Origin of the sequence: Massilia sp. CT11-108 (assembly GCF_047302915.1) — a bacterium.
Classification (GTDB): Bacteria; Pseudomonadota; Gammaproteobacteria; order Burkholderiales; family Burkholderiaceae_D; genus Telluria; species Telluria orientalis.
In genome coordinates, this window is sequence record NZ_JBKYMO010000133.1 from 1 (window position 1) to 12,612 (window position 12,612).

A 12,612-nucleotide genomic window follows, 5' to 3' on the forward strand; every position below is an offset into this window, starting at 1 on the left:
ATCCGCCCGGCGTGCGCGACAAATCCCACGGGTTGTTCGTGCGGCCGTACAGCACCGGATCGGTGACGCCGCGCGTCGCGAATTTGGGCAAGTTCGTCTTGCCGAAGATGACGAGGCCCGCGTCGAGATAGCGTTGCACGACGTGGGCGTGGCGCGTCGGCACGTTGTTCGTCATGCTGCGGCTGCCGTAGGTCGTCGGGATGCCCGCATAGTCCTGCACGCCGTCCTTGATGAGGAAGGGGACGCCCGCCAGCGGGCCGGTCAACGGTCCCGCGACCCGGGCCCGCGCCTCGCGCTCCATCAGCCGCACGACGGCATTCACGCGGCCGTGCACGCGTGCGTGTTGCGCGAGGGCGAGGTCGAGTAGTGCGGCGGGCGTGACGTCGCCGGCGGCCACGCGGGCGGCGAGAGCGGTGGCGTCGTGGGCCAGGTAGTCGGCGTGATTCATCGTGTCTCTTTCATGTCGTGCTGGCCAGCCGGCCATCTTGTCATGAAGGAATTGTTGCCGCAAGGCCGGGCGTGCTACGATCGCAGGAATCCGAGGCCATCCTCTAGACCTTCGTATCGGAATCCGCGACCATGTCCGAAGTCACGCAAATCATCAGCACGATCAAGCGCCAACTTAAGCTGCAAGGCAAGACGTATCGCGACGTGGCCGGGGCGCTGGGCCTGTCGGAGGCGAGCGTCAAGCGGCTGCTGACGTCGGACACGCTCGGTGTCGACCGCCTCGTCGAGATCAGCAACATGCTGGGTTTTACACTGGCCGAGCTCGCGCAGGAGGCCGCGCTCTCCGGCACCCGCCTGCACACCTTGAGTGCCGAACAGGAAAAGGAGCTCGTGTCCGATACGAAGCTGCTGCTCGTGGCCGCGTGCGCGCTGAATCACTGGACGCTGGCGGACATCCTCGCCGTCTACCGCCTCACGGAAGCCGAGTGCCTGCAAAAACTGCTGCACCTCGACCGCCTGCACCTGATCGCGCTGATGCCCGGCAACCGCATCCGCCTGAACGTCGCGCGCGATTTCGACTGGCTGCCCGACGGCCCCATCCGCCAGTACTTCCGCACGCAGGGCCTGGCCGATTTCCTCGACGGCCGCTTCGACCGGTCCGACGAGACGCTCGCCTTCACGCACGGGATGCTGACGGAGAGCGCGCTTGCGTCCATGCAGGTGGAACTGCGCCGGCTACGTGCGCGCTTCGCCGAACTGCACGAGGAAAGCCTCGCGTCGCCGCTGCCCAAGCGGCGGGGCAGCGGGCTGTTGCTGGCGCTGCGCGAGTGGGAGCCGGCCGGCTTCACCGCGCTGCGCCGCTGAGTCGCTGATTACTTGCCGCGCGCGTCGATGCGGTAATCCCACGCCGCCAGCGTCTGCTGCTTGCCCCCCGGCACGCTGAAACGCTGCACCTCGTTCGACACGTTGACTGTCACCTGCACGCTGTTGCCCTTCAACGCGCGGCGGAACGCGAACACCTTGTCGTTACCCGTCTGCAGCACCTGCACGGGACCGCCGTACTGGCCGTTCCACAGCGCCGGATTGGCGTGCTTGAGCGCGAGCAGCTTCGTGTAGAAGGGCGCGTAGCCGTAGTCTTTCCACTGGATCGGATCCTTTTCGAAGAACGCGATGCGTTTGTCGAGGCCGGCTTCCTGGCCACCATAGATCAGCGGCATGCCGGGCAACGTGGCGGCCAGCACGGCCATCGCCTTGAAGGCCGGGCCGTACAGCTCGACGTCGCTGCCGGCCCAGGAATTCTCGTCGTGGTTGCTCGTGAAGCGCATCCGATACGCGCCCGGCGGGAACGCTTTCGGCGGGTGCTCGAGGAAGTTTGCCAGCGTGCGCGCGTCCGCCTTGCCTTTCGCAATGGCTTTGAACAGGTCTTTCGTGTCCCAGCCGTAGGTCATGTCGAAGGCGTGCTCGTGCAGGTCGGGCTTGTCGGCCTCGGCCAGCATGAACACGGGTTTGACGCGGTCGAGTTCGGCGCGCGCCTGGTTCCAGAACGGCGTCGGCACCTTGCCGGCGACGTCGCAGCGGAAGCCGTCGATGTCCGCTTCGCGCACCCAGTACAACATCGCGTCCGTCATGCCTTTCCACAGGCCGGGCTTGGTCCAGTCGAGACCCGTCACGTCGGTCCAGTACTCGGGCTCGGCGCCGTCCGTGTAGGTGACGGGATAGATCTCGCCCTTTTCATTCTTCAGATACCAGTCGCTGTGTTCCTGCGTCCACGGGTTGTCGAATGCGGTGTGGTTTGCCACCCAGTCGATGATCACGTGCATGCCCAGCCCGTGCGCCTGCTTCACGAGTGCCTTGAGGTCGTCGAGCGTGCCGAATTCCGGGTTCACGGCCGTGTAGTCGCGCACGGCGTAATAGCTGCCCAGCGTGCCCTTGCGGTTCTTTTCGCCGATCGGCTGGATCGGCATCAGCCACAGGATGTCCACGCCCATCTTTTTCAGACGGGGCAGGTGTTGCGTAAATGCCTTGAACGTTCCCTCGGGAGTGTATTGCCGGATGTTCACTTCGTAGATATTGGCGTTGCGCGACCAGCTCACGTGCGGCATCGGCGCTGCGTCTGTCGCGGCGACCGCGGGCAGGGCCGCGCATAACGCCAAGAAAAGTGTAGTCAGGGTACGGCGTATCTGTCTCATCGTTCTAATTTTCCTGTAGTTTAGTTACAAAACCTGCCGATGCGATTCTAAAGCGGAATTCCCGGGCTGTCATCTTGCCGACATGCAGATGTCAGAATATGCTGACAACAACGCGGGACAAGATGAGAGTCGATTTGTGCGATATTGGACAGATAGGACCGCAGTGTAACAGCTAATGTTAAGGCGTAGAGAGGGACACGCCATGAACAAGGGTTTCGTTGCGTGCGTATTGCTGGGCGGATGTGCGTCGCTCGCATGTGCACAGGATTCGGGAAGCGCTGCCGGCACCGGCAAGCGCTCGGGACTGGACTACGTCGGCGAAACGCCGGGCGGCCACGATATCGCCGTCTTCACGGGACAGCCGAGCAGGAGCAATGGCACCGCCGTCTGGAACGCGATGCCGCGCCGCACGTACGGCCGTCTCGACGACATCGGCGTCCATCCCGGCACCGGCGGTTTCACGCTGGGTCACCAGTACAACTTCGAATACCTCGCGCGCCCGGACGTCGGCGACCCCTTCCACGCCGGCACGGCCGGCAAGGCCAGCAATCTCGTCACGCAAAGCGGCATGCCCGTCGACAGCGGCGTGCGCTACTACAACACCCAGTTCAAGCACCTGAGCACGGGCGCGTCGTACACCATCGACACGCTCGGCGGCGATCCCATGGCCGACCGCGCCTGGGGCATGACGATCGGCTTCGACTACGGCCCGGTGTCGCTGCGGGCGGCGCACCAGAACCGGCACGTCGCCCAGGTCCACTTGTACGATTTGGCCGGCAGCAATATGGATGCCAAGAATTCCCTGATCGCGGCCAACCTGCGCATGCGCTGGGGCACGGCCTATGCCGCGTATTCCGCCAACCGCGGCTGGGGCAGCTCGCCGCTGTACAACCCCGACAATCCGTACGGCGCGGGCGTGGCGAGCACGTCGTCGACCGACAGCCGCGACACCCTCGTCGGCGTGGCCGTTCCCATCACGCGCTCGACGACCTTCCTCGCCTCGTTCATCCACAAGAACGACCGCGACCTGGCCAACCGCGACGCGAACCAGTTCGCGATCGGCGCCAGCTACGTCGTGTCGCGCAGCACCGACTTCTACGCCGCGTTCTCGCGCACCGTCAACACGAACGGCACCGGCATCCTGATCGGCGGCGCCGCCCGCCCGAGCGGCAGCTCGGCCGTGAACGTCGGCATGCGCCACGCGTTCTAGCCTTCCCACCGAGGCTGCCCTGCGTTGCGCCGTCGCGCGACAAAAGCAGGTAGCCTGTCCTCATGATTTTTGCATTATTTTGGAGGCAACATGACTGGCACGAGCACACTTGATCCGGATAACTTTCCGGAAGCACCCGACCGCAGCCTGGGCAAGGGCCACGGCGTCGATTCGCTCGGCCCGAGCGATATTTCGGACACGGGCAGCGACGTCGTCGGCGGCCCCGGCTTTGCCGCGAACCTGGACGATGACCAGAAGATCGACCTGGACACCGGCACGACGTCAGACAACGAAGCGAGCTACGCGCACGACAGCGCGGGCGCCGACGTTGGCGACCCGAACTTCGAAAGCGACAGCGACTTCGGCGGCACGGGAGAACGGGCGGCCGCGGGCCGCGACATCCTGGCGCGGGACGGTGCCGACATCGACACCGACCACATCGAATCGATTCCGAACCTGCCGCTGACGGACGAGGATGTCGACTTCCTCGGCAGCGAGCCGCCGAAGGGGCCGGCGCCGGGTAAATAAACTGCGGCGTTCGGAAAGATGGCGGGCTGGATGACATCGACCATCCAGCCCGTTTTCATGTTGGGTGGGCGTTGTGTTGGCGTTACGCGCGGGCACGGGGGGCCCGCCCTAAGCGTGCAAGTCCCCACGCCGCCAGCAGCGCTCCGCCGAGCAGCACGGTCTTCGTGGATGCCGACCGCATCTCGAACGACGTGTACGGACTCCGCTCGACGACCCGACGCTCGCCATTGTTGCGCTGGCGGAGCTCCTGCTCGGCGACCGGCGCGTACAGGCTGTCGCGGCGCGCGCTCGAGTTCGGGCGCTCGGATTGCTGCTGGCCGAACATCGTGCGGCTCATGAAGCGGTCCAGCGCGCGCGGCATCAGGTAGCCCGCCACCGACGTCAGCTTCGAGTGGCCGCCCACGTACAGGTCGCGCTCGGGCACCTGGGCCGCGTGCACGATGGCCTGCGCCACCAGTTCCGGCGCGTAGTTCGGCGGCGGCAGGTCGGGCTCGTGTTCCATGTAGCTCTTGGCGTGGTTCGGGAATGGCGTCGCGATCGCGGCCGGCTTGATCACCGTGAGCGAGATGCCGGCGTCTTCCTTGTCCAGCTCCATGCGCAGCGATTCCGTGAAACCCTTGATCGCGTGTTTGGACGCCGAATAGGTGCCCTGCAGCGGCACCGAGCGGTCCGACACTTCGCTGCCCAGGTTGATGAGGGCGCCGCCGCCGCGGCCCTTCATGAGCTTGACGGCTTCCAGCGAGCCGTGCACGACGCCCCAGAAATTCGTTTGCATGACCTTGCGCATGTCTTCCAGCGCGACGTCCTCGTTCCGGCCGTAGACGCTGATGCCCGCGTTGTTGACCCACGTGTCGACGCGCCCGAAGCGCTCCATCGCCACCTGGCTGATACGGGCGACGTCCGCCGGGTTGCCGACGTCCGCCGTGACGGTCGCCACTTCCACGCCGCGCTGGCGCATTTCGTGGGCGAGGGTGTCGAGGGCGTCGCCGTCGCGCGCGGCCAGCACGAGATGGGCGCCGCCTTCCGCCACCAGGCGGGCAGTGGCCAGGCCGATGCCGCTCGTCGCGCCCGTGATCACCATGACTTGTTCATTCAGTTTTTTGAGTTTGATCGACATGTTGCCTCCTCACAGCGCCTGGCGCAGACGATTCGATGACCATGTGCGGCTGGCCGGACGGCCCGCCAGCTTCCATGCGGCGAACAGCGCGCCGGCGCCCAGCAGCACACCGACCACCTTGCCCTTGCGCAGCGACAGCGCGGTGTACGGACACGTCTCGACCACGTGTTCCGAGAGGCCCTGGCGTTCGCGCAGTTCGTGCTGCGGGTTCGGCGCGTGCAGGGCGTCGCGGCGGTTCGGAGCGCTCGGGATGTCGGTCTGCTGCTGCTTGAACATCGTCGCGCGCATCATGCGGTCGAGCACCGAGGGCATTGCGAAGTTGCCGACGGAGAAGGCCTTGGCCGCGCCGCCGACGAACACGTCGCGCTTCGGATGCTGGGCCGCGTACAGGATCGATTTCGCGACCAGTTCCGGCGCGTAGATGGGCGGCGGCAGGGTCGGTTCCTTATCCATGTAGTTCTTCGCGTGCGCGACGAACATCGTGTCGACGGCGGCCGGCTTGATGAGCGTGACGGCGATCGGCGCCTTGTCCTTGTCGAGTTCGACGCGCAGCGAATCCGTGAACGCCTTCACCGCGTGCTTCGACGCGGCGTAGATGCCCTGCAGCGGGATCGAGACGTCGGACAGTTCGCTGCCCAGGTTAATGATGGCGCCGCCGCCGCGCGTCTTCATGTGCTTGACGGCTTCCAGCGAGCCGTGGACGACGCCCCAGTAATTCGTGTCGAACAGCCGCTGCATGTCTTCCAGCGAGACGTCTTCGTTGCGGCCGAAGATCGAGATGCCGGCGTTGTTGACCCAGGTGTCGATGCGGCCGAAGCGCTCCATCGCGGCCTGGCCGATGCGTTCCACGTCGGCTGGGTTGCCGACGTCGGCCACGACCGTCGCGACTTGCGTACCGGTGCGGCGCAGTTCGCTCGCCAGCTGGTCGAGCGCGTCGGCGCTGCGGGCTGCGAGTACCAGTTTGGCACATTGCTCGGCGGCCATACGGGCCGTCGTGAGACCGATGCCGCTCGTGGCGCCGGTGATGACCATCACCTGCTCGTTAATCTTGCGTAATTGCACTGACATGAATGCTCCTTCGCTCAGGTTGGAGAAAAGCCGCCGCAGTGCGCGTCAAGCGATCCGTGCGGCTCCGTGATTACGAGTTCGTTGCTGAACACGACAATCGTAGCCGCACAGCGGATTTCAAGTCATTTGTTACAAGATTGCGCCTTGTTCAGGGTTTGCAAGCCTCCGCCTCGCGGCGCAGCCAGTGGGCGACGGCCAGCGCCGCGGGGCCCGGCGGCGGGTCGGCGCGCATTGCCAAGTGGTATGTGTACCCGGGGATGGCCGGTCCGAACGGTTGCACGAGATAGCCCGCCGCGATCTCTTCGGCCACCAGGGCAAGACTCAGCAAGGCGACGCCCTGGCCTGCGACGGCGGCCTGGATCGCATGGCCTTCGTCCGAATACCGGAGTTGTCCGCGCGCAGGTTGCCATGCGAGACCCGTGCGCGCGAACCATGTTTCCCATGTGGGATTGGCCGGGGACGCTTTTTGCCAGTCGAAGTGGATGAGCGGCACGGATTGCAGATCCTCGATCGAGCGGACGCCCAGCATCGGGTTGACGACCGGCGCGTACGTGTCGGCGAACATGACCTCGGTCGTCAGGCCGGGATACGCGCCGCTGCCGTAGCGCACGGCGATGTCGATGCCGTGCGTCTGGAAGTCGACCGTCGCGTCGGATGCGTGCAGCTGCAGGTCGATGTCCGAATGCAATGCGTGAAAGCGGGCGACCCGCGGTACGAGCCACTTCGCGGTGAACGCGTGCGTCGCCGACACCGTGACCCTGTCTCTCCGGTTCGGCTGCGTGAGACGCGCCAGCACGGCTTCGATGGCGTCGAAACCTTGCCGCAGCACGGGGTACAGCTGGGCGCCTGCGTCGGTCAGTGTCACTTGCCTGACCTGGCGTACGAACAGTCTCAGGCCCGTAAAGTCTTCGAGGACGCGGATGCGGTGGCTGATCGCCGTCGGTGTCACGGCGAGCTCATCGGCAGCTCGCTTGAAGCTGCCGTGCCGCGCCGCCGCCTCGAACGCGCGCAGGGAGGAGAGCGGTGGCAGCCGGCGTGTCGTCCGTTCGCCGAATGGGTGATTTGAAGTCATCTGATGCGTGAAAAACCATCGTTTGTCGTAAGGGCTGCTGGGGGCGATTATTCCATACATGGGTGAGTTGATCTCATCCCGTTCTTCTTTTCGAATTCAGGAGGCAGACATGCTCGAACGTATCATCACGCAGCCGGATCCGTATGAACCCTATCTGCTGTCGCAGGGCATCCGGTTCGGCGATTTGCTGTTCATCTCCGGCCAGGCCGGTGCCGGCGACGACGGACGCATCGTCGCCGGCGGCTTCCTCGCCCAGGGCGAGCAGGCTTTTGCCAACCTGCGGCGCGCGCTGGAAGCAGGCGGATCCAGCCTGCGCGACGTCATCAAGGTGACGATCTTCGTGACCGACATAGGCCATTTCCAGGACGTCGTGGCGCTGCGCAGGAAATTTTTCTCGGCGCCGTATCCCGCCGATACGATTGCCGAGATCAAGGCGCTCTACGATCCGCGGGCGATGATCGAGATCGAGGCGATCGCGGCCGTACGCAGGGAGGGCGGCGGCGATGCGCGATAACGGTCACGTTGCCATTCTCTTCGAACCGCTGGCCCTGGGTTCGCTGGCGTTGCCCAACCGTCTGGCCGTCGCGCCGATGACGCGCGTGAGTGCGGGCGCCGATGGCGTGCCGACGACGTGCATGGCCGGCTATTACGCGCAGTTCGCGGACGGCGGCTTCGGCCTCGTCATCACGGAAGGCCTGTACACGGATGAGGCGTACTCTCAGGGTTATCTGCACCAGCCGGGGCTCGCGAACGCGGCGCAGCGCGATGCGTGGCGACCCATCGTCGCAGGCGTGCAATCACACGGCCGCCGTGTGATCGCGCAATTGATGCATGCGGGCGCACTGTCGCAGGGGAACCCGTACCGGACGGGCACCATCGGTCCGTCGGCCGTGCAGCCGAAGGGCAAGCAGATGACGTTCTATCGCGGGACGGGTGAGTACGCCGTGCCTGCCGCGATGACACCGGAGGATATCGACACGGCCGTGGCCGGCTTCGCGCGGGCAGCCCTCCGAGCTCGTGAAGCGGGGTTCGATGGCGTCGAGATCCATGGCGCGAACGGTTATTTGCTGGACCAGTTCCTGTCGGAAGGCATCAATCTGCGTGACGACCGCTACGGCGGCGGCCTCGACGGTAGGTTGCGTTTGCTCGTGGAAGTCGTCGACGCGGTGCGGGCCGCGGTGGGGACGAACTACGTCGTCGGCGTGCGCCTGTCGCAGGCGAAGGTCAACGATTTCACGCATCGCTGGGGAGGAGAGGAAGAGGCCGCCGCGATCTTCCGTACGGTTGGCGGACTGGACGTCGACTACGTGCACGTGACCGAGTACGAAGCATGGAAGCCCGCCTTCGAGACAGGGCCGAGCCTGGCCGCACTGGCGAAGCGCCACGGCGGCAAGCCGGTCATCGCCAACGGTTCGCTGCAAGATCCGGCGCAGGCCATGGGCATGGTCGAGCGGGGCGAGGCGGACGTCGTGTCGCTCGGCCGCGGCGCGCTGGCCCAGGCGGACTGGCCGCGGCGCGTCAGGGACGGCGCCACGCTCGCATCATTCGATCCGGCCATCCTGTCGCCGCTCGCGGATCTCGCGAACGCGGTCCGGTGGCGTACGCAGGCGGAGTACCTGCGGCCCGGCTAATAGATCTGGTCGAACAGGCCGCCGTCCGCGACATGGGTCTTGTGCGCTTTCGTTCAGCCGACGGCGAGTTCGCCGATCGTGCATAGCTTGATCGCCGGGAATTGCACCGTGTACTGCTCGGCCCTGTTGCCAGTTGTGCGCGATAAGGCCGCGTTCGCTGATAGCATCGATGTCGTACGCGAGGGCCCAGCGTGACGAGGTCGGCCTGCAGTCTGCCGATCACGGAATGCGCTTGCTTGCCGGAGGCGCCATGCGACTGCCTGACCGTCACGTCGTCGCCCGTCTTGACCTGGTACTGCCGCGCGAACGCGGCATTACGGTCCTGGTACAACTCGCGCGTCGGGTCGTAGGACACGTTCTGCAGGGTGATGTTCGTCGCCCTTGCGGCGGACGAGCCTAGCGCAGCGGCCACGAAGAACGCAACGGCGAAAACAGTGGCGAACGCGGAGGCGACTTTTTATTGCACATCGTTTTCTTTCGGTTGAGTGTCTATAAGCAGCGCCGTAAGGTAGGTGCCTGCCCAGCGAAAGAAAACGATGAAGCTTTTGACGTCCTCCCCACCTTAAAGGACGGGGATTCCTGCAGCCAGCGTCGCACGTCCGCGACGGAGAATGTTTATCGCAGCATTGATATCGCGATCATGTGCACAACCGCAAACATTACACTGCCACTCTCTTATTCCAAGGTCTGCGATACCTTTCGGCCGCGAATCGGGCATGGCGCCACAATTCGAACAGACTTGGGAAGTAAAGCTTTCGTCGACTTCCTCGAACCACGCGCCATGCTTAACAGCCTTGGACGCCAGTTGATGTCGGAAGCGCGACCAGCCAGCATCAAGTACAGACTTGGCCATGCTGGTCCTGGCAAGTCTGGCGGCCGCCACATTGCCGACCGCGATATAGTCGAATTGCCGGACAATGCGGTCCGAGAGCTTGTGCAGAAAGTCGTTGCGACGGTTCGCTATCTTTGCGTGGATCGCCCTGACGCGCCGCTTCTTGTGGGCGCGCTGCGCCAGCGCGAGCGCTTGCTCGGCACCACGATAGATACGCTGCGCTTCAATCTTTTCGCCGGTGGAAAGCGTCGCGAAGTCTTTCAGTCCAAGGTCGATACCGACACCGCGCAACGGTTGGCGGGCATGGATATCGGGCGTGACCACATCGATCACGATATTCAGGTACCAGTTCCCTCGCGTGTCACGCGAAAAGTTGGTGCCGTCCTTGATCTTCCCTTCGGGCAGCGGCCGGCTGTTAAAGACGCGAAAAGTATTGCCTGCGAAGCGAAACGCATCACCTTCCCGCTTCAGTTCCCGTCCCTTGATCGGCACCCAGCCCAAGGAACGCTTGCCGCGATAGCGAAGATAAGGTCGCTTCTTTTGCGAACGCGATCTTGCATACTGTTCGCAGACCGCATTCACGGTCCCGGAATGCAGGCCCAGTTCCTTGCTGCTGCCGGTCGTCAGCTTGTTCAGGTCAAAGCCCGAAAGCCAGGGGCGGCCGAAACGCAGCGCATCCTTTTGCCGATCGTTGCAGTAATTCCAGACGACGTTACACGCACGCGACTGCCTGTCAAGCAGCCCGTTCAGGGATTTCACCCGGTAACGATAAACCAGAATCATGCTCCGATTATATGCAGCGTTTTTAGCAACCGAAAGGCATCGATTGACGCGCAATCGTCTTCTTTCTTCCCCGCCCTGAAAGACGGGGTTTCCTCGGAGAACCTGATGAACTTAATGCGCTTTGGACAGGATGAGCAGCCAACGGCGCAGCAGCAGCACTTCCACGTGGCCCGGCTCGACGCCGGTATCGCACTCGATGATCGGGTTGACCGGGTAGAAGCGCTTGCGGAAGTCGCGCGTTACCAGGATCTCGCGGCGACCAAGGCGCACGAGGAAAGGCGTCGGAGCATATTCAAGGCCGAAGGAGCTGTTCAGAGTCGACATGACGATCCCTTTATCGAGTTAGGTTGCGTTAGCGTTGGCAAGTTGTCTTGCTCGAGTAGGCACAGAATAGCACAACTACTGTATAAATCTACAGGTACTGTACAAAAAAACAGTTGTTGCATTTTTGTGTGGCTTTTTCGCCAATTCGCCCCATCTGGAGCGGTATGCTGAACACCGCTCCATCACGCCTGCGCCGCTTCATCGCCGCCCGCCTGTCGCCCGAAGGGCAGATGGGCCTGCACCTCACCGCCGGCCTCGCGCTGCTGGTGCTGGCGGCCTGGATCTTCGGCGAGATCGCCGAGGACGTCGTCACCGGCGACACCATCACGCTCGTCGATGTCCAGCTCGCGCACTGGTTCCACGAGCGCGCCACACAAGGCTTCACGCGCGCCATGCTGGTCGTCACGCACTGGAACGGCATCGCCGGATCGAGCATCATGGCCGTGCTGCTGGCGCTGTGGTTCTGGCGCCGCCATGCGCATTACTGGCTGATCGTCTGCCTCGTCGCCGTGCCGGGCGGCATGCTGCTGAACGTCGCGCTGAAGCACGTGTTCCGGCGCACCCGCCCCAGCTTCGACGATCCGCTGCTGAGCCTGATGACGTACAGCTTCCCCAGCGGCCACACGGCGGCTGCCACCGTGTTCTACGGCCTGCTCGCGTGCTACCTCGTGCGGCGGGTGCGGACGTGGCGCGCGCGCGCGCTGGTCATGCTCGGCGCCGTCGTGATGGTGATGCTCGTCGCGCTGTCGCGCATGTACCTGGGCGTGCACTACCTGTCCGACGTGCTGGCCGCGGCGGCAGAGGGGGCGGCCTGGCTCGCGATCTGCATCACGGCCGTGTCGACCCTGCACCGGCGCCGGCTGGCGCGGGGGCAAACGTCGTGGAGCGAGCGCGCGCATCGCGCCGCTGCGGCGGAGGACCTGCAATGAATCCCGTGACCGTGATCGTCAACGCGGGCGCCGGCACCGGCCACGACGAGGCCGCGTGCGATGCGCTGAGAACGCAACTAACCGACGCGGGGCTGGACGCCGAGCTCGTGCGAGCAGACGGCGGCGACCAGATGATCGGTGCGGCACGGCGCGCGTTGGAGCAGGGCGCGCGCCTGGTCGCGGCCGGTGGGGGCGACGGCACCATCAATGCCGTGGCCTCCGTGATGGTCGATTCCGGCGTGCCGTTCGGCGTGCTGCCGCTGGGCACGCTCAACCACTTCGCCAAGGACCTCGGCATTCCGCTCGACCTCGGCGCGGCCGTGCGCAACCTCGCGACGGGGCGGCCCGTGCAGGTCGACGTGGGCGAGGTGAACGGCCGCATCTTCCTGAACAATTCCAGCCTCGGCCTGTACCCGGACATCGTGCGCGACCGCGAAAAACAGCAGCGCCGCCTCGGCCGCGGCAAGTGGCCGGCCGAGGCG

The 12,612-nt window shown here is 64.8% G+C and carries 14 protein-coding genes and 1 pseudogene; 7 read left to right on the forward strand and 8 right to left on the reverse strand.

Going from position 1 to position 12,612, the window contains the following annotated elements:
- Positions 1 to 448, reverse strand: a 448-nt coding sequence (locus ACEN88_RS13020; protein ID WP_413340148.1) for an amidase family protein, incomplete at its 3' end; no start/stop codon positions are given.
- A 131-nt stretch (positions 449 to 579) separates the two neighbouring features.
- On the opposite strand from ACEN88_RS13020, the gene ACEN88_RS13025 reads away from it, so the two are divergent.
- Positions 580 to 1,311 carry a helix-turn-helix domain-containing protein gene (locus ACEN88_RS13025; protein ID WP_371762958.1) on the forward strand — a complete coding sequence of 244 codons (732 nt, stop codon included), beginning with the start codon at positions 580 to 582 and terminating at the stop codon, positions 1,309 to 1,311.
- Positions 1,312 to 1,319: 8 nt separating this feature from the next.
- On the opposite strand, the gene ACEN88_RS13030 is transcribed toward ACEN88_RS13025, so the two are convergent.
- A complete protein-coding gene (locus tag ACEN88_RS13030; protein WP_413340150.1) occupies positions 1,320 to 2,549 on the reverse strand; it encodes an alpha-amylase family glycosyl hydrolase in 1,230 nt (409 codons plus the stop codon).
- A gap of 289 nt (positions 2,550 to 2,838) precedes the next feature.
- Between ACEN88_RS13030 and ACEN88_RS13035 the strand changes: the two genes are divergently transcribed.
- Both ACEN88_RS13035 and ACEN88_RS13040 read left to right on the forward strand, forming a co-directional pair.
- Positions 2,839 to 3,846, forward strand: a complete 1,008-nt coding sequence (locus ACEN88_RS13035; protein WP_413340152.1) for a porin — start codon at positions 2,839 to 2,841, stop codon at positions 3,844 to 3,846.
- Between the two features lie 90 nt (positions 3,847 to 3,936).
- On the forward strand, positions 3,937 to 4,374 hold the full coding sequence (locus tag ACEN88_RS13040; RefSeq protein WP_413340154.1) for a hypothetical protein: 438 nt from the start codon (positions 3,937 to 3,939) through the stop codon (positions 4,372 to 4,374).
- A gap of 82 nt (positions 4,375 to 4,456) precedes the next feature.
- Here the strand turns inward: ACEN88_RS13040 and ACEN88_RS13045 are convergent, their stop codons facing one another.
- The 3 genes from ACEN88_RS13045 to ACEN88_RS13055 form a co-directional block, all read right to left on the reverse strand.
- Positions 4,457 to 5,491 carry an SDR family oxidoreductase gene (locus tag ACEN88_RS13045; RefSeq protein WP_413340156.1) on the reverse strand — a complete coding sequence of 345 codons (1,035 nt, stop codon included), beginning with the start codon at positions 5,489 to 5,491 and terminating at the stop codon, positions 4,457 to 4,459.
- A gap of 9 nt (positions 5,492 to 5,500) precedes the next feature.
- Complete coding sequence (locus tag ACEN88_RS13050) at positions 5,501 to 6,559, reverse strand: SDR family oxidoreductase (RefSeq protein WP_413340157.1); 1,059 nt, start codon at positions 6,557 to 6,559, stop codon at positions 5,501 to 5,503.
- A 148-nt stretch (positions 6,560 to 6,707) separates the two neighbouring features.
- Positions 6,708 to 7,631, reverse strand: a complete 924-nt coding sequence (locus tag ACEN88_RS13055) for a LysR substrate-binding domain-containing protein (RefSeq protein WP_413340159.1) — start codon at positions 7,629 to 7,631, stop codon at positions 6,708 to 6,710.
- Positions 7,632 to 7,740: 109 nt separating this feature from the next.
- Between ACEN88_RS13055 and ACEN88_RS13060 the strand changes: the two genes are divergently transcribed.
- Together ACEN88_RS13060 and ACEN88_RS13065 are read left to right on the forward strand one after the other, a co-directional pair.
- Complete coding sequence (locus ACEN88_RS13060; protein ID WP_413340161.1) at positions 7,741 to 8,145, forward strand: RidA family protein; 405 nt, start codon at positions 7,741 to 7,743, stop codon at positions 8,143 to 8,145.
- Complete coding sequence (locus tag ACEN88_RS13065) at positions 8,135 to 9,262, forward strand: NADH:flavin oxidoreductase (protein WP_413340163.1); 1,128 nt, start codon at positions 8,135 to 8,137, stop codon at positions 9,260 to 9,262. The genes ACEN88_RS13060 and ACEN88_RS13065 overlap by 11 nt, the downstream gene beginning before the upstream one ends.
- A 123-nt stretch (positions 9,263 to 9,385) precedes the next feature.
- Here ACEN88_RS13065 and ACEN88_RS13070 read toward each other — a convergent pair.
- From ACEN88_RS13070 to ACEN88_RS13080, 3 genes and pseudogenes are all read right to left on the reverse strand, one after another.
- Positions 9,386 to 9,674, reverse strand: a pseudogene (locus ACEN88_RS13070) (sulfate transporter subunit); the annotation flags it as partial.
- 150 nt (positions 9,675 to 9,824) lie between these two features.
- Positions 9,825 to 10,877, reverse strand: a complete 1,053-nt coding sequence (locus tag ACEN88_RS13075) for an RNA-guided endonuclease InsQ/TnpB family protein (protein ID WP_413340165.1) — start codon at positions 10,875 to 10,877, stop codon at positions 9,825 to 9,827.
- 111 nt (positions 10,878 to 10,988) lie between these two features.
- Positions 10,989 to 11,201 carry a hypothetical protein gene (locus ACEN88_RS13080; RefSeq protein ID WP_160408475.1) on the reverse strand — a complete coding sequence of 71 codons (213 nt, stop codon included), beginning with the start codon at positions 11,199 to 11,201 and terminating at the stop codon, positions 10,989 to 10,991.
- 164 nt (positions 11,202 to 11,365) lie between these two features.
- Here ACEN88_RS13080 and ACEN88_RS13085 point away from each other — a divergent pair, with 164 nt between their 5' ends.
- Together ACEN88_RS13085 and ACEN88_RS13090 are read left to right on the forward strand one after the other, a co-directional pair.
- Positions 11,366 to 12,130: a phosphatase PAP2 family protein gene (locus ACEN88_RS13085; protein ID WP_413340167.1), complete on the forward strand. Its 765-nt coding sequence runs from the start codon at positions 11,366 to 11,368 to the stop codon at positions 12,128 to 12,130.
- On the forward strand, positions 12,127 to 12,612 hold a 486-nt coding region (locus ACEN88_RS13090), incomplete at its 3' end, for a diacylglycerol/lipid kinase family protein (protein WP_413340168.1). The genes ACEN88_RS13085 and ACEN88_RS13090, both read left to right, overlap by 4 nt.

Coding starts and splice junctions, on each gene's coding strand:
- ACEN88_RS13025 (WP_371762958.1), top strand. CDS start 580: ATGTCCGAAGTCACGCAAATCATCAGCACGATCAAGCGCCAACTTAAG.
- ACEN88_RS13030 (WP_413340150.1), bottom strand. CDS start 2,549: ATGCCGCACGTGAGCTGGTCGCGCAACGCCAATATCTACGAAGTGAAC.
- ACEN88_RS13035 (WP_413340152.1), top strand. CDS start 2,839: ATGAACAAGGGTTTCGTTGCGTGCGTATTGCTGGGCGGATGTGCGTCG.
- ACEN88_RS13040 (WP_413340154.1), top strand. CDS start 3,937: ATGACTGGCACGAGCACACTTGATCCGGATAACTTTCCGGAAGCACCC.
- ACEN88_RS13045 (WP_413340156.1), bottom strand. CDS start 5,491: ATGTCGATCAAACTCAAAAAACTGAATGAACAAGTCATGGTGATCACG.
- ACEN88_RS13050 (WP_413340157.1), bottom strand. CDS start 6,559: ATGTCAGTGCAATTACGCAAGATTAACGAGCAGGTGATGGTCATCACC.
- ACEN88_RS13055 (WP_413340159.1), bottom strand. CDS start 7,631: ATGACTTCAAATCACCCATTCGGCGAACGGACGACACGCCGGCTGCCA.
- ACEN88_RS13060 (WP_413340161.1), top strand. CDS start 7,741: ATGCTCGAACGTATCATCACGCAGCCGGATCCGTATGAACCCTATCTG.
- ACEN88_RS13065 (WP_413340163.1), top strand. CDS start 8,135: ATGCGCGATAACGGTCACGTTGCCATTCTCTTCGAACCGCTGGCCCTG.
- ACEN88_RS13075 (WP_413340165.1), bottom strand. CDS start 10,877: ATGATTCTGGTTTATCGTTACCGGGTGAAATCCCTGAACGGGCTGCTT.
- ACEN88_RS13080 (WP_160408475.1), bottom strand. CDS start 11,201: ATGTCGACTCTGAACAGCTCCTTCGGCCTTGAATATGCTCCGACGCCT.
- ACEN88_RS13085 (WP_413340167.1), top strand. CDS start 11,366: ATGCTGAACACCGCTCCATCACGCCTGCGCCGCTTCATCGCCGCCCGC.